At 67.8% G+C, this 16,109-nt stretch carries 18 protein-coding genes; 5 read left to right on the plus strand and 13 right to left on the minus strand.

Going from position 1 to position 16,109, the window contains the following annotated elements:
* Nucleotides 1–160: 160 nt before the first annotated feature.
* Both F3S47_RS11125 and F3S47_RS11130 read left to right on the plus strand, forming a co-directional pair.
* Nucleotides 161–3,247: a valine--tRNA ligase gene (locus F3S47_RS11125; protein WP_150445336.1), complete on the plus strand. Its 3,087-nt coding sequence runs from the start codon at nt 161–163 to the stop codon at nt 3,245–3,247.
* A 53-nt stretch (nt 3,248–3,300) separates the two neighbouring features.
* Complete coding sequence (locus tag F3S47_RS11130; RefSeq protein ID WP_150445337.1) at nt 3,301–3,627, plus strand: DnaJ family domain-containing protein; 327 nt, start codon at nt 3,301–3,303, stop codon at nt 3,625–3,627.
* A 27-nt stretch (nt 3,628–3,654) separates the two neighbouring features.
* On the opposite strand, the gene F3S47_RS11135 is transcribed toward F3S47_RS11130, so the two are convergent.
* Both F3S47_RS11135 and F3S47_RS11140 read right to left on the minus strand, forming a co-directional pair.
* Nucleotides 3,655–4,434 carry an EcsC family protein gene (locus F3S47_RS11135; RefSeq protein ID WP_150445338.1) on the minus strand — a complete coding sequence of 260 codons (780 nt, stop codon included), beginning with the start codon at nt 4,432–4,434 and terminating at the stop codon, nt 3,655–3,657.
* A gap of 52 nt (nt 4,435–4,486) precedes the next feature.
* Nucleotides 4,487–4,975, minus strand: coding sequence for a GNAT family N-acetyltransferase (locus F3S47_RS11140; protein ID WP_150445339.1), 489 nt, complete (start codon nt 4,973–4,975; stop codon nt 4,487–4,489).
* Between the two features lie 77 nt (nt 4,976–5,052).
* On the opposite strand from F3S47_RS11140, the gene F3S47_RS11145 reads away from it, so the two are divergent.
* Nucleotides 5,053–5,652 carry a flavin reductase family protein gene (locus tag F3S47_RS11145; protein WP_150445340.1) on the plus strand — a complete coding sequence of 200 codons (600 nt, stop codon included), beginning with the start codon at nt 5,053–5,055 and terminating at the stop codon, nt 5,650–5,652.
* Between the two features lie 79 nt (nt 5,653–5,731).
* Entirely contained in the window at nt 5,732–6,616 is an 885-nt protein-coding gene (locus tag F3S47_RS11150) for an S-methyl-5'-thioadenosine phosphorylase (protein WP_150445341.1), read from the plus strand.
* 3 nt (nt 6,617–6,619) lie between these two features.
* Here the strand turns inward: F3S47_RS11150 and F3S47_RS19405 are convergent, their stop codons facing one another.
* The gene (locus tag F3S47_RS19405) at nt 6,620–6,784 is read right to left on the minus strand and encodes a hypothetical protein (RefSeq protein WP_191090159.1); all 165 of its coding nucleotides are present in this window, start codon (nt 6,782–6,784) and stop codon (nt 6,620–6,622) included.
* Nucleotides 6,785–6,896: 112 nt separating this feature from the next.
* Between F3S47_RS19405 and F3S47_RS19655 the strand changes: the two genes are divergently transcribed.
* Complete coding sequence (locus tag F3S47_RS19655; RefSeq protein ID WP_263405996.1) at nt 6,897–7,028, plus strand: hypothetical protein; 132 nt, start codon at nt 6,897–6,899, stop codon at nt 7,026–7,028.
* Nucleotides 7,029–7,170: 142 nt separating this feature from the next.
* On the opposite strand, the gene F3S47_RS11155 is transcribed toward F3S47_RS19655, so the two are convergent.
* The 10 genes from F3S47_RS11155 to cyoE form a co-directional block, all read right to left on the minus strand.
* On the minus strand, nt 7,171–8,595 hold the full coding sequence (locus F3S47_RS11155) for an FAD-binding oxidoreductase (RefSeq protein WP_150445342.1): 1,425 nt from the start codon (nt 8,593–8,595) through the stop codon (nt 7,171–7,173).
* Between the two features lie 36 nt (nt 8,596–8,631).
* Nucleotides 8,632–9,447, minus strand: coding sequence for an MBL fold metallo-hydrolase (locus F3S47_RS11160; protein WP_223877798.1), 816 nt, complete (start codon nt 9,445–9,447; stop codon nt 8,632–8,634).
* 62 nt (nt 9,448–9,509) lie between these two features.
* A complete protein-coding gene (locus tag F3S47_RS11165) occupies nt 9,510–10,097 on the minus strand; it encodes a GNAT family N-acetyltransferase (protein ID WP_150445344.1) in 588 nt (195 codons plus the stop codon).
* Nucleotides 10,097–11,362 carry a M16 family metallopeptidase gene (locus F3S47_RS11170; RefSeq protein WP_150445345.1) on the minus strand — a complete coding sequence of 422 codons (1,266 nt, stop codon included), beginning with the start codon at nt 11,360–11,362 and terminating at the stop codon, nt 10,097–10,099. Before F3S47_RS11170 ends, F3S47_RS11165 begins: the two co-directional genes overlap by 1 nt.
* On the minus strand, nt 11,359–12,750 hold the full coding sequence (gene thrC / locus F3S47_RS11175; RefSeq protein ID WP_150445346.1) for a threonine synthase: 1,392 nt from the start codon (nt 12,748–12,750) through the stop codon (nt 11,359–11,361). Before thrC ends, F3S47_RS11170 begins: the two co-directional genes overlap by 4 nt.
* Entirely contained in the window at nt 12,747–13,409 is a 663-nt protein-coding gene (locus F3S47_RS11180; protein ID WP_150445347.1) for an SURF1 family protein, read from the minus strand. The genes thrC and F3S47_RS11180 overlap by 4 nt, the downstream gene beginning before the upstream one ends.
* 110 nt (nt 13,410–13,519) lie before the next feature.
* Nucleotides 13,520–14,320, minus strand: coding sequence for a cytochrome c oxidase subunit 3 (locus F3S47_RS11185; protein WP_150445348.1), 801 nt, complete (start codon nt 14,318–14,320; stop codon nt 13,520–13,522).
* A gap of 23 nt (nt 14,321–14,343) precedes the next feature.
* Nucleotides 14,344–14,934 carry a cytochrome c oxidase assembly protein gene (locus F3S47_RS11190; RefSeq protein WP_150445349.1) on the minus strand — a complete coding sequence of 197 codons (591 nt, stop codon included), beginning with the start codon at nt 14,932–14,934 and terminating at the stop codon, nt 14,344–14,346.
* Nucleotides 14,931–15,149 (minus strand): hypothetical protein, encoded by a 219-nt coding sequence (locus tag F3S47_RS11195; protein WP_150445350.1) that lies wholly within the window; start codon nt 15,147–15,149, stop codon nt 14,931–14,933. Before F3S47_RS11195 ends, F3S47_RS11190 begins: the two co-directional genes overlap by 4 nt.
* The gene (gene cyoE / locus F3S47_RS11200) at nt 15,149–16,084 is read right to left on the minus strand and encodes a heme o synthase (protein WP_150445351.1); all 936 of its coding nucleotides are present in this window, start codon (nt 16,082–16,084) and stop codon (nt 15,149–15,151) included. The genes F3S47_RS11195 and cyoE overlap by 1 nt, the downstream gene beginning before the upstream one ends.
* Nucleotides 16,085–16,109 lie beyond the last annotated feature (25 nt).

Genomic DNA, 16,109 nt, shown 5'->3' on the forward strand with positions numbered 1-16,109 from the left:
TGGCGGAGCCGGGCTTTGGTGTCCAGACGAGGCCGTCGACAGCCGTCCCGTTTCGGACCCCCGTCGCCGGACACCTGGCCGGAGACGGACGGCCGTCCTCCGGGCCTTTTCCTCCCCTCCCTTCCCCGCTATCTGGGCCACGACCGACGAGGAGCGCCCCATGCCCATGGAAAAGACCTTCGACGCACAGACTGCGGAACCCCGGATCATAGAGGCCTGGGAGGAGGCAGGTTGCTTCCGCGCGGGCGCCGGCAAGCGTCGCGACGAGACCTTCTGCATCATGATCCCGCCGCCCAACGTGACCGGCGCGCTCCATGTCGGACACGCGTTCAACAACACGCTGCAGGACATTCTCGTGCGGTGGCACCGGATGCGTGGCTTCGACACGCTCTGGCAGCCGGGGCAGGATCACGCCGGGATCGCCACGCAACTCCAGGTCGAAAAGAAGCTCAAGGCCGAGAGCAACATGCGCCGCACGGACCTCACCCGCGAGGAGTTCGTCGGCAAGGTCTGGGAGTGGAAGGCGGAGTACGGTCAGACCATCATCAACCAGCTGAAGCGGCTGGGCAGTTCCTGCGACTGGTCGCGCAACGCCTTCACCATGGCCGGCGCACCGGGGGACCCCCGCACGGGGCACGAGAATTCGCCCAACTTCCACGACGCGGTCATCAAGGTCTTCGTGGACATGTACCACAAGGGACTGATCTACCGCGGAAAACGGCTCGTGAACTGGGACCCGCACTTCGAGACGGCGATCTCCGATCTCGAGGTCGAAAATCGCGAAACCCCCGGTCACATGTGGCACTTCAAGTACCCGCTGGCCGGTGGCGAGACCTATACCTACGTGGAACGTGACGAGGACGGCCAAGTCGTCTTCGAGGAGGAACGCGACTACATCTCGATCGCCACGACTCGGCCGGAAACGATGCTGGGCGACGGTGCAGTTGCCGTACATCCTTCGGATGAGCGCTACGCCCCCATCGTCGGCAAGCTCTGCGAGATCCCGGTGGGACCGAAGGAGAGCCGGCGGCTGATCCCGATCATCACGGACAGCTATCCGGATCCGGACTTCGGGTCGGGTGCGGTGAAGATCACCGGCGCGCACGATTTCAACGACTACCAAGTCGCCAAGCGGGGCGGCATCCCCATGTATCGGCTGATGGATACCCGCGGCCACATGCGGGATGACGGCGCGCCCTATGCCGAGGCCGCGAAGCGGGCGCAGGAGATCGCCGAGGGGGCCGACTTCGGCGAGGCCGAGGTCGACGGGCTGAACCTCGTGCCCGACGAGTTGCGTGGGCTGGACCGGTTCGAGGCGCGCGACAAGGTCGTGGAACAGATCACGGAAGAAGGCCTCGCGGTCATGGTTCCGGAAACGGATCCGCGTCTGGGAGGCACGAAGAAACCAGCCGCTCCCGAAGAGGGCGGCGAAGCGCGTCCTCTGGTTCCGCTGGTTGAATCCAAGCCGATCATGCAGCCCTTCGGCGACCGCAGCCAGGTCGTCATCGAACCGATGCTGACCGACCAGTGGTTCGTCGACGCCGAGAAGGTCGTGGGCCCCGCGCTCGACGCCGTCCGCAACGGCGACACGAAGATCCTGCCCGAAAGCGGCGAGAAGACCTACTATCACTGGCTGGAGAACATCGAGCCGTGGTGCATCTCGCGTCAGCTCTGGTGGGGGCACCGGATTCCCGTCTGGTACACGCCCAACCCGCTGCCCGACGGCGGCTGGGTGCGGTTCTGCGCGGCGACCGAGGAAGAGGCGCTCGACCGCATCCGGACGACACACGGCCCCGACGCGGAACTGCGGCTGGTCGCCGACCAGGCGGAGGCGGAGACGCTCCTCGCCGAGTATCTCGACGAGATGCGCGACGCCAACGAAGGGGCGATCCGTCAGCCGCAGGCACCGATGCCGGTCCCGGTCTTCCGCGATCCGGACGTGCTCGACACCTGGTTCTCCTCCGGCCTCTGGCCCATCGGCACACTGGGCTGGCCAGAGCAGACCGAGGAACTGGAACGGTATTTCCCGACAGATGTCCTTGTGACCGGATTCGACATCCTGTTCTTCTGGGTCGCCCGGATGATGATGATGCAACTGGCCGTCGTGGACCGGGTGCCCTTCCACACGGTCTACCTGCACCAGCTCGTCCGGGACGAGAAGGGGCAGAAGATGTCCAAGACCAAGGGCAACGTCATCGACCCGCTGGATATCGCGGACGAGTACGGCGCGGACGCGCTGCGCTTCGCCAATGCCTCGATGGCCGCGCTCGGCGGGGTGCTGAAACTGAGCGTCGACCGGATCAAGGGGTACCGCAACTTCGGGACCAAGCTCTGGAATGCCTGTCGCTTCGCCGAAATGAACGGCGTGTTCGAAAAGGACAAGTCAACGCACGGATTGCCGCAGAATCCGCAAGCGACGGTCAATAAATGGATCCTCGGCGAGACGGCGCGAGTCCGGGAAGAGGTCGACGCGGCGCTCGAGGGATACCGGTTCAACGAGGCCGCCTCGGCGCTCTACGGTTTCGTCTGGGGCAAGGTCTGCGACTGGTACGTCGAGTTCTCCAAGCCCCTCTTGATGGACGGCACGGACGCCGAGAAGGCGGAGACGCAGGAGACCATGGCATGGGTCATCGACCAGTGCCTGCGGATGCTGCATCCCTTCATGCCCTTCATCACCGAGGAGCTCTGGGGGACCCTCGCGACGCGCTCGGAGATGCTCGCGGTGAGTGAATGGCCCGAGTACAGCGCCTCGGACCTGAGCGACGCCGCGGCGGATGCCGAGATGTCCTGGGTGATCGGCGTGATCGAGGACGTCCGGTCGGCGCGGGCGCAGATGAACGTGCCGGTCGGGCTCTACGTCCCCATGCTGCAGATCGAGGCCGATGCCGCCGCCAAGGAGGCCTGGGCGAAGAACGAGGCGCTCATCAAGCGGCTGGCCCGGATCGACAGCCTGACCGAAGCCGAAAGCGCACCGAAGGGGGCGATCCAGATCACCGCCCCGGGCGCGACCTTCGCCATTCCGCTGGCCGACATCATCGACGTGGGCGCCGAGAAGGCGCGGCTCGAGAAGGGCCTCGGCAAGCTCGAGAAGGAGCTCGGCGGTCTGCGCGGCCGGCTCAAGAACCCGAAGTTCGTGGAAAGCGCCCCGGAAGAGGTCGTCGAAGAGACTCGGGGCAACCTCGCCGCCAAGGAAGAGGAAGAAGCCAAGGTCCGGGCGGCCCTGGCGCGCCTGAGCGAAATCGCGTGAATCCGGGCGCCTGTCCCCTTCCGGACAGGCGCCTTCGGGCCTAGCTTCCCGGTATGAGCTTTCTCAGCCGAATAGCCGAACGCCTGATCGATGCCGCCCAGAAGAACGGCGATCTCAGTGGGTTGAAGGGCGAGGGCGCCCCGGTCGCGGTCAAGGGCGGTAATCCGCACGTGGATGTGGTGACCGAGGTCGGGCATCGCGTCATGGCCGAGAACGGGGCGGTCCCGCCGGAGGTCGTGATGCGGCGGCAACTGGCCGAGGCGCGCGCCGACTTCCGCGCGGCAGAGACCGAGGACGAGAAGAAGCGCGCGATGCTGCGGATCGCCGACCTCGAACTGCGCTACAACATGGCCACCGAGGCGCGGATGCGCCGCCGCTAACCTTCTGTCGCGCCTCGAGAGTCCTGCCTAGCTGGCGCGGTTCACCGGGATGGACCGGGCGGCGAGAACGCGGTGAAATTCATCCAGCACCTGGTCCTCGCCGAAGCCGCGCCCCAGTCGGCGCAGGCCGAAATGCACATGCGCCATTTCGACGTAATAGCCGGTGAAGGCGTAGTTGGTCCCCGCCCCAGCCGCGGCGCCGAGGACCGGCACCGCCTGGCTCGCAAGCTTCTGCCCAAGCACGGCGGCGAAGCGGGGGGCGACGGTCGCCAGCAGCTTGTGCATGGCGGGCCCCGTCAGCGAGAGGCGCGCGCCGACGAAGGTCGTGTCGATTCCGTCATCCGCCTCGCCCGGTCCGCCGGAGCCGAATACCCTCAGGCATTCCATCCGGGTCTCGACCGAACGCGGGTCCTCTCCGTTGCGGGCGGCGACGCTCTGGACCGAGCGGAAGATGACGGTGGTCGCGACCGGCAGCTCGGCCAGGGCCGTGGGCAGGCCGCCCATGCCGCCGATTGCGCCGGAAATCGTCGCGAAAACCTTGTTGTAGCCGTCACCGTCCCACCGGCCCGAGGTGCCCGACGCGGCTTCGTAGGAGCGCTCCAGCGCCGTGCGGGCGGCCACGTCCAACCGGCCGCGCATGCCCTTGGGAAGGCGCTTGAGCGCGTCCTCCACCTGGCCGCCGGCGTAGGTGACGATCTGCATGAGAAGCGAGCGGGCGCGCCGCTGGCGCTCTACCAGGGCCGCGATCTCGGCCTTCGCGGCCTCGTCCAGAGGCACGGGGGGCGGGTCGGGATTGATCTCTCGCATGGGCTTGTCGCTCTCGCTCATGGCAAGAAGATGGGGCAGCCGCGGGCGGGTTTCAATCAGCGTCGCGCGTGACCTCGCCCCGGATGCCCGCCCAGGCGCCCTCTTCCAGCGCCAGTCCAAGCACACGGTCCGGGTTGGTGGGCGGCGGCATCTCCACCCCTTCGAGCCGCTCGAAACCGAAGCGAGAGTAGTACGGCGCGTCGCCCACCAGGAGTAACCGCGGCTCGCCGGCGGCATGGGCGCGGTCGATGACCGTGCGGATGAGGAAAGCGCCGAGGCCCTCGCCCTGGCGGGTCGGGTGGACGGCGACGGGCCCCACGAGCAAGGCCCGATCGCCACCGACCCGCACGGGCCAGACACGGATGGCGCCGCCGAGGATACCGTCCGCGTCGCGCCAGACGATACAGAGCCCGGCAACGGGCTCCACGCCCTCGCGCAGCCGGTAGGACGACAGCGCGCTGCGGCCGGGCGCGAAACAGAGGTCGTAGAGCGCCTCCACCTCCCACCAGTCGTCAGCCCGTTCCGTGGCGGTCCCGTCCATCGCACCCCTTGCCCGCAGACACTGGCAGGCCGGGTAGCATGGCCCTAGGTGGGGGGCAAACGACGAGGAATTCCCGCATGTTCTACCGCCCCGAAGACGGCCACGGCTTGCCGCGCAATCCGTTCAACGCCATCGTCACGCCTCGGCCCATCGGCTGGATCTCGACGCGCGGCACGACGGGCGACAATCTCGCGCCCTATTCGTTCTTCAACGCCGTGGCCTACACCCCGCCGCAGGTCATGTTCGCCTCGACGAGCACCAAGGAGGACCGCGGCGACACCAAGGACAGCGTGGCGCAGATCCGGGAGAGCGGGGTCTTCGCCGTGAACATCGTCAGCTACGCGCTGCGGCACGCCATGAACGCCAGCTCGGCGAGCCTGCCCGCCGATCAGGACGAGTTCGCGCACGCGGGGCTCGAGAAGGCGCAGTGCGAGACCATCGACTGTCCCTACGTCGCCGAGGCCCCCGCGGTGCTGGAGTGCAAGCTCACGCAGATCGTGCAGCTGCCCGGAGAGGCCAACTTCGTGAGCTTCGGCGAGGTCGTGGGTGTGCACATCCGGGACGAGCTCCTGGACGAGGGATTTCTCGACATTACCCGGTACCAGCCGCTTACCCGGTTGGGCTACAAGGACTATTCGCGGATCACCGACCTCTTCTCGCTCGACCGTCCGGGCTGAGCGCGCCGCGTCTGCAAAGGCGATGGCGCCGCGGCGCGGCATCTGGCAGGCTCGCTCCCAGGGCTGACCGGAGGGACGAATGCAGCGGATGATCGGGGTGATCGGTGGATCGGGTGTCTACGACATGGAGGGCCTCGAGCAGGCCGAATGGCAGGCGGTCGAGACGCCCTGGGGCGCGCCCTCCGACGAGATCCTCACGGGGCGGCTGGGCGGCCGGGGGCGGCTGGGCGGCCGTCCGATCGCCTTCCTGCCGCGGCACGGCCGGGGCCATGTCCATTCTCCGACCGATGTCCCCTACCGGGCGAATATCGATGCGCTGAAACGACTTGGCTGCACGGACATCCTCTCGGTCTCGGCTTGCGGGTCGTTCCGGCAAGAGCTGGCGCCAGGCGATTTCGTCATCGTGTCCGACTTCATCGACCGAACCGTCGCCCGCGAGAAGAGCTTTTTCGGCGCGGGCTGCGTCGCCCATGTCTCGGTCGCGCATCCTATCTGCGGGCGGCTGGGCGACATGGCCGAGGCCGCGGCGCGCACGGCGGGGGTGACCTGCCACCGCGGCGGCACCTACCTCGCGATGGAAGGGCCGCAGTTCTCCTCCATGGCCGAGTCGAAGATGTACCGCGAGGCCTGGGGCGCGGACGTGATCGGCATGACCAACATGCCCGAGGCCAAGCTCGCCCGCGAAGCGGAGCTCTGCTACGCCTCCGTCGCCATGATCACCGACTACGACTCCTGGCACCCCGAGCATGGCAGCGTGCAGATCACCGAGATTATCGCCACGCTGCAGGCCAACGCCGACAATGCGCGGTCCCTGGTCCGCGCCCTTGCCGATCAGGAGGCCGAGGCCTCACCCTGCCCGCACGGCTGCGACCGGGCACTGGAGCACGCCATCCTGACTGCGCCTGACAGGCGGGACCCGGCTCTCGTGGCAAAGCTCGACGCCGTGGCGGGGCGGGTGCTCTGACGCCTAGTCCCCGTTTTCCTTGAGAAATGCGCGGATGAAGTGCCGGATCTCGCGCGCGGCGCTGGTGTCCATCCGCTTGCAGAGCTTGATGAAGGCGTCGCGCTCGTCCTTGTCGAGGCGCAGGACAAGCTGGCTGTCCTTCTTGGGGTCCTTGGCCTTCTTGCTCACGGCGTCGCCCGAGAGCGGCGGATCTTGACCTGATGCATAGTCAATGTATATACATTCCATATACGATTTCTGTGGAGGCTTAGCCTTCCGATCCACGTCAGGACAACAGAAAATGCATCTTTATACTGCCAGAACCTTTTTCGCCCAGGACAGGCTCGACTGGAACCGTCCACATCTGCGGTGGGTGCCGCGCTCGCTCTATCGTCTCGCCCGCGAGGCGGTGAAGCGCCGCAAGCCGGCGTGAGAAAGTAATGGATCGGCCCCGCCCTGTCCGTTCTGGACGCCCCGAATTTACGGGGAGGCGGGACCGAGGCAGACCCAGTGAAGTTTTTCCCGGGTGAGCACCTGCGCGAGCCCAGGCTACCCTACGCTAACTTAAAGATTAGTTAACGCTGACCCTGGTCCGCCGCGAGCACCGCGCCGGGATTGAGGATGCCCTGCGGATCGAGCGCCGACTTGATCGCCCGCATCATCCGGAGCTTTTCCGGATCGGCGTAGCGCTCCAGGTCGTCGACCTTGAGCCGCCCAACGCCATGCTCGGCGCTGACCGACCCCTGCATCTCGTGCACCAGGTCGTGGACCGTCCGCTTCACCTCGTCCCGGATGTCCTTGTGGTCGTCGCGGCTCTCGCCGCGGGCCGGAAAGACGTTGTAGTGCAGGTTGCCGTCGCCCAGGTGACCGAAGCAGTTGATCCGGAGATTACCGAGCCGTCCCAGCCGCTTGCCCCCCTCGACGATGAAATCGGGGATGGAGGAGATCGGCACCGAGATATCGTGGGAGGAGATCGAGCCGATCCGCCGGTTCGCCTCGGGGATCGACTCGCGCACCGACCAGAGCGCCGCGCGCTGCGCCTCGGACCGGGCGATCACGCCGTCGGTCACCAGCTCGGCCTCCGCGGCCTCGGCGAAGAGTTCCTCGAGGGCCTCGTCCGGCGCCATGCCGGGGGGCGTGCCGATCTCGACCAGCACCATCCAGTCTGGCGTCTCGGCGAAGGGCGGAGTCACCTCGGGGCCGGTCTCCGCGAGAAAGTCGAGGCCCTGTCGGTGCATGAGCTCGAAGCCCGAAATCGTCTCGCCCAGGCGCCGCCCGGCCATGCCGAGCAGCTCGACGGCGGCATCCGGTGAGGGCACCGCGAGCATTGCCGTCCCGTAGGCCGCGGGCCGGGGAAAGAGCCGGAGCGCGGCCCCGGTGATGATGCCGAGCGTCCCCTCCGACCCGATGATGAGGTCCCGCAGGTCGTAGCCCGTGTTGTCCTTCCGCAGCCGGTTCAGCCCGTGCCAGACCCGGCCCTCCGCCGTCACCGCCTCGACCCCGAGGCAGAGCGCGCGGGCATTGCCGTAGCGCAGGACATTCAGCCCGCCTGCGTTCGTCGCGAGCAGCCCGCCGATCCGCGCGGTGCCCTCGGACGCCAGCGAGAGCGGGAAGAGCCTGTCCGCCTCTTCCGCCGCCGAGTGGATATCGGCCAGAACCGCCCCGCCGTCGGCGATCAGGACGTTCTCCTCGGGCCGGACCTCGCGGATCCGGGTCATGCGCTCCAGCGTCAGGATGACCGGCACCGCGCCCTCGCCCGACAGCTGTCCGCCGACAAGGCCGGTGCCGCCGCCGAAGGGGACGATGGGCACGCGCGCCTCGGCGCAGGCGCGGACCACCTCCGCCACTTCCTCGGCCGAGCCGGGGGCCACGACATGCCCCCTGCCCCGCCAGCGGTCGCGGCTCTCGCGGGTATAGAGCTCCGTCGTCTCTCGGAAGGCGGCCTCGGGCAGCGTCTCGCGCAGGCCCGACAGGAAGGCGTCGTCGGCATCGTTCAGCATGGTCAGAGACCTAGCCGACCAGGCGGCGCGCACAAGTCATTCCGGCAGGAAGGCGGGCTCCAGCACCATGATGGTGGGCCGGTCGGGCAGGCTGCGCAGGGAAATCTCGAGCGACGGGCCGCCCACCCGCTCGACCGCGAAGTCCTCCGACATGCCCTCGACGAAGCGGTCGAGGTTCACTCGGCCGAACCAGTGCATCGGGATGACCACCGAGGACCGGAAGCGCTGCAGCGTCTCGATCATCGTGGGCAGGTCCAGCGTCAGCCCGCCGTCCACCGCCGCCATGACCACGTCGAGCCTCCCGATCGCCGCGACCTGGTCGTCGGTGGGGGCGTGATGCAGGTGTCCGAGGTGCCCGACGCAGAGTCCCGCCACCTCGAAGACGAAGATCGAATTTCCGTTCTCCCGCGCGCCGCCGTAGCTGCGCGTGTCGGTATGGACGTTGCGCACCAGCATCTCGCCCAGGTCGAGGTGATGGTCCTGCGGGTTGTCCACGGTGCCCCAGCCCTCCAGCACGTTCGGGATCTGCGGGTCGGGGAGCGAAGTCCAATGCGTGGAATGGGCGTTGTTCATCGTGACCACGTCCGGAACGAGGTCGGTCGGGCCAAGGAAGCCATTGTAGTCGGTGACCGCCGAGAGCCCGCCCTCGGTCTGGATCAGGAACATGGAGTGATCGATGTAGCTGATCCGGACGGAATACTCCGGCACCGGCTCCCGGTAGCTTGCCGGGATGACCTCGAGGCCGGGGGTATTCTGCACGAGGCTGATGCAGTGAGAGGGCCTTCGGTCCTGCGCCACGGCACTGGTCACGCTGAGGAGGACGAGGCTGGCGGCGAGGAGAAGCGGTCTCATGGCCATCAGTCTAGCAGCCCCGGACCATACGTCACTTCGCGGATGCGTGAACGGCGCGAGGATCAGTAGCCGATGTCGGTCCGCCCCCGCCGATCGCTGCGCAAATTGGCGTAGAGCACATGATTGCGCCACCGGCCGTTGATCTGCAGGTAGCTCTGGGCGACGCCCTCGTACTTGTAGCCGCAGCTCTCCAGCAGCCGGCGCGAGGGCGTGTTCTCCGGCAGGCAGCCCGCCTCGATCCGGCTGAGGTCGAGGACGTGGAAGGCATGGTGGACGACGGCCTGCAGGGCCTCGCGCATGAAGCCGTGGCGGGCGAAGGGCTGGCCGATCCAGTAGCCGGTCGTCCCGGCCTGGGCCGGCCCCCGGCGAACGTTGCTCAGCGTGATCGCACCAAGGAGCCGTTGATCGTCGCGCCGGATGAGAAAGAGCGGATACTCGGTGCCGCCGGCAATGGCCCGCTGCGCCCAGTAGACGCGGTTGGTGAAGGCCTTGCGGCTGAGGTGGTCCTCTGCCCAGGTCGGCTCCCAGGGCTTGAGGAAGGGCGCGCTTTCGCGGCGCAGGGAGGTCCAGGCGTTGAAGTCCGAATGCTGCGGCGGGCGCAGGGTCAGGCGCTCCGTCTCGATCCGGAGCTTGCGCCGGACGCGGAGCATCAGGCGGCGAGTCGCGCGCGCAGCGCGTCCAGCGACGGCGCCTCCGACACCGGCCCGTAGAGCGCCATCGCCGAGCCCGTCTGGCCGGCCATTCTCTCGCCGAAGGCTTTGACGTCGGCCACGGTCACGGCCTCGACGCGCTGCACGGTCTCCTCGATCGTGGGGACCCGGCCCCAGATCGCCAGCATCCGCGCCATGCGCTCGGCCCTCTGGCTGGGGCTTTCGAGCCCCATCAGCAGCCCGGCCTTCATCTGGGCGCGGGCGCGGGCGACCTCGGCCTCGGACATGTCCTCGGCCGCGCGCTTCATCTCGTCGACGGTGACGTCCATGAGCCCGGCGATCTGTTCGCCCGAGGTGCCCGCGTAGAGCATCAGGTTACCCGCATCGGCGTAGGCGCCGACCTGGGCGAAGATCTCGTAGCAAAGCCCGCGCCGCTCCCGCAGTTCCTGGAAGAGGCGCGAGGACATGCCGCCGCCAAGCGCGGTGGCATAGACTTGGGCGGCGTAGATATCGGGATCGCGGTAGCTCGGCCCGTCCAGCGCGAGCGTCATGTGGACCTGCTCGAGCTTGCGGTCGACGCGTTTCTCGCCCCCGCCGAAGACCGCGGGCTCCGTCACGAAGTCGCGGCTGACCGGGGTCATGTGCCCGAAGAGCCGCTCCGCCGCGGTGACGATGGCATCGTGGTCCACCGCCCCGGCGACCGAAAGGATGAGCTGGCCCGGTCCGTAGTGTTCTGCCACGAAGCGCGAGAGATCATCCCGCGCGAAGCCGCGGACCCGTTCGGCGGGCCCCAGGATCGACCGGCCCATGGGCTGGTCGGGATAGGCGGCCTCCTGCAGCCAGTCGAAGACGATGTCGTCAGGCGTGTCGAGGCTCTGGCCGATCTCCTGGAGGATCACGCCCCGCTCGACCTCGATCTCGCGGTCCTCGAACTTCGGGTTGAGCAGGATGTCGGAGAGCAGGTCCAGCGCGAGGCCGATGTCCTCCTGCAGGACCCGGGCGAAATAGGCCGTCATCTCGCGCGTGGTGTAGGCGTTGATGTAGCCGCCGACGTCCTCGATCTCCTCGGCGATCTGCAGCGTCGTGCGCCGGTCCGTGCCCTTGAAGGCCATGTGCTCGAGAAAGTGGGCGATGCCGTTCTGCTCGGCCCGCTCGTGCCGTCCGCCGGCATTCACCCAGATCCCGACCGAGGCGGAGCGGAGGCCGGGCATGTGTTCGGTAACGACTCGAAACCCGTTGGAAAGCGTATGCGTCTGTACTGTCACGCCGAAATACGGTCCCTGATGATGGACTGGAGGGCGCCGAGGTCGTTGTCGGCCTCCGTCACGCGCTCCGCGCGGTCATACAGGTCCGCCATTCGGGATGGAAGGGGGGGCCGGATACCGGTGGCCTCCTCGACCGCGTCGGGAAACTTGGCCGGGTGCGCGGTGGCGAGGGTGACCATGGGCACGCCCGGTTCGGCCTTGCGCTCCGCCACGTCGACGCCGACGGCGGTATGGGGGCAGAGCAGCTCGCCGGTCTCGGTCCGGGTGCGGCGGATACGCTCCAGCGTGGCACTCTCCAGCGTCATGCCGGAGCCGAAGACCTCGGTCAGCGCCTCGTTTGCCCCCTGGCTTATCTTGAAGCCGTCATGCGCCTTCAGGTCCTCCATGAGCAGCGCCACGGCGCGCCCGTCGCGGTCGTAGGCCTCGAAGAGCGCGCGCTCGAAATTCGAGGCGACCTGGATGTCCATCGAGGGGCTGATCGAGGGGGCGACCTGCTCCTTCTGGTAGATGCCCGACTTCAGCGCGCGGTTCACCACGTCGTTGTGGTTCGTCGCGGCGTAGAGCCGGCCGATGGGCAGGCCCATGCGCCGCGCGATGTAGCCTGCGAAGATGTCGCCGAAGTTGCCCGTGGGCACGGTGAAATCGACCCGCCGGTGCGGGGCCCCGAGGCTCACCGCCGCGGTGAAATAGTAGACGACCTGCGCCAACACCCGCGCCCAATTGATCGAGTTGACGCCCGCCAGCCGCACGCCGTCGCGGAAGGCGTCATCGGCAAACATCTCCTTGAGTCGGGCCTGGCAATCGTCGAAGTCGCCCTTCACGGCGAGGGCGTGAACGTTGTCCTCGGAGGGCGTGGTCATCTGCCGCCGCTGCACCTCGGAGACCCGCCCCGAGGGGAAGAGGATGAAGACATCAACGTTGGGCAGCCCGCGGAAGGCCTCGATCGCCGCCGACCCCGTGTCGCCGGAGGTCGCGCCGACGATGGTGATCCGCTCTCCCGACCGCGTGAGCGCGGCCTGGAAGAGCTGGCCGATCAGCTGCATCGCGAAGTCCTTGAACGCGAGCGTCGGGCCGTGGAAGAGCTCCAGCAGGAACTGGTTGGGGCCCAGCTGCTTCAGCGGCGCGCGGGCCGGATGGTCGAAGCCGCGGTAGGCGCTGTCGATCAGCCCGCGGAACGTCCGGTCGTCGAAGGCGTCGCCCACGAAGGGCCGCATGATCCGGAAGGCGGCTTCCTCGTAGCTCAGGCCCGCCAGCCCGGCGATGTCCCCCGCGCTCATCTGCGGGATCTCGGACGGCACGTAGAGGCCGCCATCGCGGGCCAGGCCGGTCATCATCGCCGCCTCGAATCCGAGCTCCGGCGCCTGGCCGCGGGTCGAGATGTAGTTCATTGGGCGTCCTTTCTCCGGGCGGTTCGGACGACCAGATACACCGACATGATTGCCCAGACGAGGGCGAGGGAGAACCAGGTTATCGCGTATTCGAGATGATCGTTGGGGATCCCTTCCGTTCCCACCGGCAGCGGCGTGAGACCGGCGGGCGTCGAGAGGTCGCGCGCGATGACCATGACCGGGTCGGTGTTCAGCGCCTCGGCCATGGGCCCCACGTCTCGGGCGAACCAGAGGTCGCCGTCGGGGTCCGGCGTCCAGCGGTCGACCTCTTCGGGCCAGTGGACGTTGCCGGTGACCTCGATCTCGCCCTCGGGCAGCGCGCCGCCCTCGAGCGGCACCCAGCCCGCGTCGAGCAGGACCCGCCGCTCGCCCGTGTCGAAGGGCAGGATGCGGCGGTAGCCGGGGCCGAGGCCCTCCGGCGTGACCAGCACGCGCAGCCCCTCGCCCGCGATCTCGCCGCTGACCGTGACGGGCAGGAAGCGGTCGGGCTCTTCCTCCACCGCGGCGGGGAGCGGCACTGGCTCGGCGCCGATCCGCCCCTCGATCTCCTCGAGGATGCCGGTCTTCCACTGGAGCCGCTGCACCTGCCAGTTGCCGAGCGCGATGAGGATCGCGCATCCGACGAGGCCGAGGAGGACGGGGAAGATCAGGCGGCGCATGGAGCTCTCTTCGCGGGCGGGCGGGACGCAAAAAGCGGCTTCGAAGCCGCTTTCACGCGATTAAATCGCGTGGGAAGGCCGTTGCCACGGCCTTCCGCACGGGGCTGGCCTCAGCCGCCCCAGATGTAGACGGCGGCGAAGAGGAAGAGCCAGACCACATCGACGAAGTGCCAGTACCAGGCGGCGGCTTCGAAGCCGACATGGTTCGTCGCGGTGAAGTGGCCGCGCATGACGCGCAGCAGGCAGACGAAGAGGAAGATCGTCCCGATGATCACGTGCGCCCCGTGGAAGCCCGTCGCCATGAAGAAGTTGGCGCCGTAAATGTTCCCGGCGAAGCCGAAGGCGGCGTGGCTGTACTCGTAGGCCTGGAAGAAGGTGAAGATCAGGCCGAGCAGCACCGCCAGCGTCAGGCCGTACTTCACGTCGTCGCGGTTCTCCTCGTGAACCAGGGCGTGGTGCGCCCAGGTCGCGGCGGCGCCCGAGCACAGCAGGATAAGCGTGTTGATCAGCGGCAGGTGCCAGGGGTCGAAGGTCTCGATCCCCGCCGGCGGCCACTGGCCGTCGATCGCCGGGCTGTCGGGGCCCATCGGGTACATGGCGTGCTTGAAGAAGCTCCAGAACCAGGCCGCGAAGAACATCACTTCGGACATGATGAAGAGGATGAAGCCGTAGCGCAGGCCGATCCGGACGACCGGCGTGTGGTCGCCGACCTTGTTCTCGGTGATCGTGTCCGCCCACCAGCCGAACATCACGTAGGCGACGAGGACGAACCCGATCAGGAACAGCCAGAAGCTGTTGCCGTGCATCCAGAGCACGGCGCCGAAGAGCATGATGAAGGCCCCGAGCGCACCGAGGAACGGCCAGATCGAGGGGTTCAGGATGTGGTAGTCGTGGTTCTTTTCATGCGCCATTTCGTTGTCCCTCGGGCGTCCTGTTATTGGGTCACGTCGAGTGCGGCCTGCTCGTAGCTCTCGGGCAGGTCGATCTCGTAGAAGGTATAGGACAGCGTGATCGTGTGGATGTACTGCCCTTCGCGGTCGTCGACAATCGCCGGGTCGACGAAGAAGCTGACCGGCATCTGCACCGTCTCGCCCGGGGCGAGCACCTGTTCGGTGAAGCAGAAGCACTCGATCTTGTCGAAGAATCCGCCCGCCTGGTAGGGCGTGACGTTATAGGCGGCCTGCCCCGCGATCGGCTTGTCGGTCGGGTTGGAGGCCTCGAAGAACGCCAGCCCGGTCTCGCCGATCCGGATCTCCATCTCGTTCTGGACCGGCTTGAAGCTCCAGGGCATGCCGCGCTCGAGGCTGCCGTCGAAGCGCACGGTGATCGTCTGGTCGAGCACCTGGTCGGCGCCCGCCTCCGCGACGTTCGTCGCGCCGCCGAAGCCCGTCACCCGGCAGAACCAGTCGTAGAAGGGCACCGCGGCCCAGGCCATGCCGCCCATGAAGATCACGACGCCCACCGTCGCGAAAGCGGTCCGCGTCGGACCGGTCAGGTCCTGCCACCAGGTCAGGAGCCGTCTCATTGTGCACCGCCTTCCGACGCCTCGATGGCGGCCGGCTCGATCTGCGGGCGCGCGACGTGGTCGAAACGCTCCATCTGGCTGATGTCGCCGAGGCCCAGCACCTTGACCACCGTGAGGGCGAAGACGATGCCGACGAAGCCCACCAGGATGAGCCCCACGCCGGTGTTCCGCCCGCGGCGGCGGTCATGCATTTCGTGTTCCACGCGGATGGCCATTACCAGCCTCCCAGTCCGAACGGCGCAAGGCTCGTCTCGAGCATCAGGGCGCCGAAGTGCAGGAACAAGTAGTAGAGTGACTGGCGGAACACGGCCTTTTCGGTCTCGTAGTTGTCCGCCTCCGCCTGTCCCTCGTCACGGCGCCAGATGTCCCAGGCGCCCTTCAGAAAGCGGATGTTGAGGATCGCCGAGACCGCCAGGTAGAGCGGTCCGCCGATGGAGGTGAAGCCGATGGCGAGCGCCACGGGCACCAGCGCCAGGGTGTAGCCCAGGACGTGGTTGCGGGTGGAGCGGCGGCCGTTCGTCTCGGTCAGCATGGGCACGCCGGCATCGCCGTAGTCGGATTTCACGAAGAGCGCCAGCGCCCAGAAGTGCGGCGGGGTCCACATGAAGATCAGCCCGAACATCAGCCAGGCCTCGGGGGCCATGGAGCCGGTCGCGCAGACCCAGCCGAGCAGCGGGGGAAAGGCCCCTGCCGCGCCGCCGATCACGATGTTCTGCGGCGTCGAGCGCTTCAGCCACATCGAGTAGACCACGGCGTAGAAGAAGATGGTGAAGGCGAGGATCGCCGCCGCCAGCCAGTTCGCCGCCAGCCCGAGCATCACCACCGAGAAGCCGGAGAGCGCGAGCCCGATGGCAAGCGCCTCGCCCGCTTCGACCCGACCGGAGGGGATGGGACGCTTCGCCGTGCGGCGCATGCGCGCGTCGATATCGGCGTCCCACCACATGTTCAGCGCGCCGGAGGCTCCGGCGCCGACCGCGATGCAGAGGATCGCGATGGCCGCCTCGATCGGGTGCATCGAGACCGGCGCGACCACGAGCCCGGCGAGCGCGGTGAAGACCACGAGCGACATGACGCGCGGCTTGAGGAGGGCGAAGTAGTCGCCCATGCCCGGCTCGTGCAGCCTCGTGTCGTCGGCGGAAATCTCAGTCATCGTCGTCCTTCGAGTGGCGGGACCA

The organism is Histidinibacterium aquaticum, from assembly GCF_008710275.1.
Classification (GTDB): Bacteria; Pseudomonadota; Alphaproteobacteria; order Rhodobacterales; family Rhodobacteraceae; genus Oceanicola; species Oceanicola aquaticus.

What these genes read in the sequence shown, in the direction of transcription:
- F3S47_RS11165 (WP_150445344.1), bottom strand. Translation starts at nt 10,097, where the DNA reads ATGCTCCGCGTCCGGCGCAAGCTCCGGATCGAGACGGAGCGCCTGACC.
- thrC (WP_150445346.1), bottom strand. Translation starts at nt 12,750, where the DNA reads ATGAACTACATCTCGACCCGCGGCCAGGCGCCGGAGCTCGGATTCGAG.
- F3S47_RS11180 (WP_150445347.1), bottom strand. Translation starts at nt 13,409, where the DNA reads ATGCGCCGCCTGATCTTCCCCGTCCTCCTCGGCCTCGTCGGATGCGCG.
- cyoE (WP_150445351.1), bottom strand. Translation starts at nt 16,084, where the DNA reads ATGACTGAGATTTCCGCCGACGACACGAGGCTGCACGAGCCGGGCATG.
- F3S47_RS11145 (WP_150445340.1), top strand. Translation starts at nt 5,053, where the DNA reads ATGTTCTACCGCCCCGAAGACGGCCACGGCTTGCCGCGCAATCCGTTC.
- F3S47_RS11140 (WP_150445339.1), bottom strand. Translation starts at nt 4,975, where the DNA reads ATGGACGGGACCGCCACGGAACGGGCTGACGACTGGTGGGAGGTGGAG.
- F3S47_RS11155 (WP_150445342.1), bottom strand. Translation starts at nt 8,595, where the DNA reads ATGCTGAACGATGCCGACGACGCCTTCCTGTCGGGCCTGCGCGAGACG.
- F3S47_RS11160 (WP_223877798.1), bottom strand. Translation starts at nt 9,447, where the DNA reads ATGAGACCGCTTCTCCTCGCCGCCAGCCTCGTCCTCCTCAGCGTGACC.
- F3S47_RS11190 (WP_150445349.1), bottom strand. Translation starts at nt 14,934, where the DNA reads ATGAGACGGCTCCTGACCTGGTGGCAGGACCTGACCGGTCCGACGCGG.
- F3S47_RS11135 (WP_150445338.1), bottom strand. Translation starts at nt 4,434, where the DNA reads ATGCGAGAGATCAATCCCGACCCGCCCCCCGTGCCTCTGGACGAGGCC.
- F3S47_RS11125 (WP_150445336.1), top strand. Translation starts at nt 161, where the DNA reads ATGCCCATGGAAAAGACCTTCGACGCACAGACTGCGGAACCCCGGATC.
- F3S47_RS19655 (WP_263405996.1), top strand. Translation starts at nt 6,897, where the DNA reads ATGCATCTTTATACTGCCAGAACCTTTTTCGCCCAGGACAGGCTCGAC.
- F3S47_RS11195 (WP_150445350.1), bottom strand. Translation starts at nt 15,149, where the DNA reads ATGGCCATCCGCGTGGAACACGAAATGCATGACCGCCGCCGCGGGCGG.
- F3S47_RS11185 (WP_150445348.1), bottom strand. Translation starts at nt 14,320, where the DNA reads ATGGCGCATGAAAAGAACCACGACTACCACATCCTGAACCCCTCGATC.
- F3S47_RS11150 (WP_150445341.1), top strand. Translation starts at nt 5,732, where the DNA reads ATGCAGCGGATGATCGGGGTGATCGGTGGATCGGGTGTCTACGACATG.
- F3S47_RS11130 (WP_150445337.1), top strand. Translation starts at nt 3,301, where the DNA reads ATGAGCTTTCTCAGCCGAATAGCCGAACGCCTGATCGATGCCGCCCAG.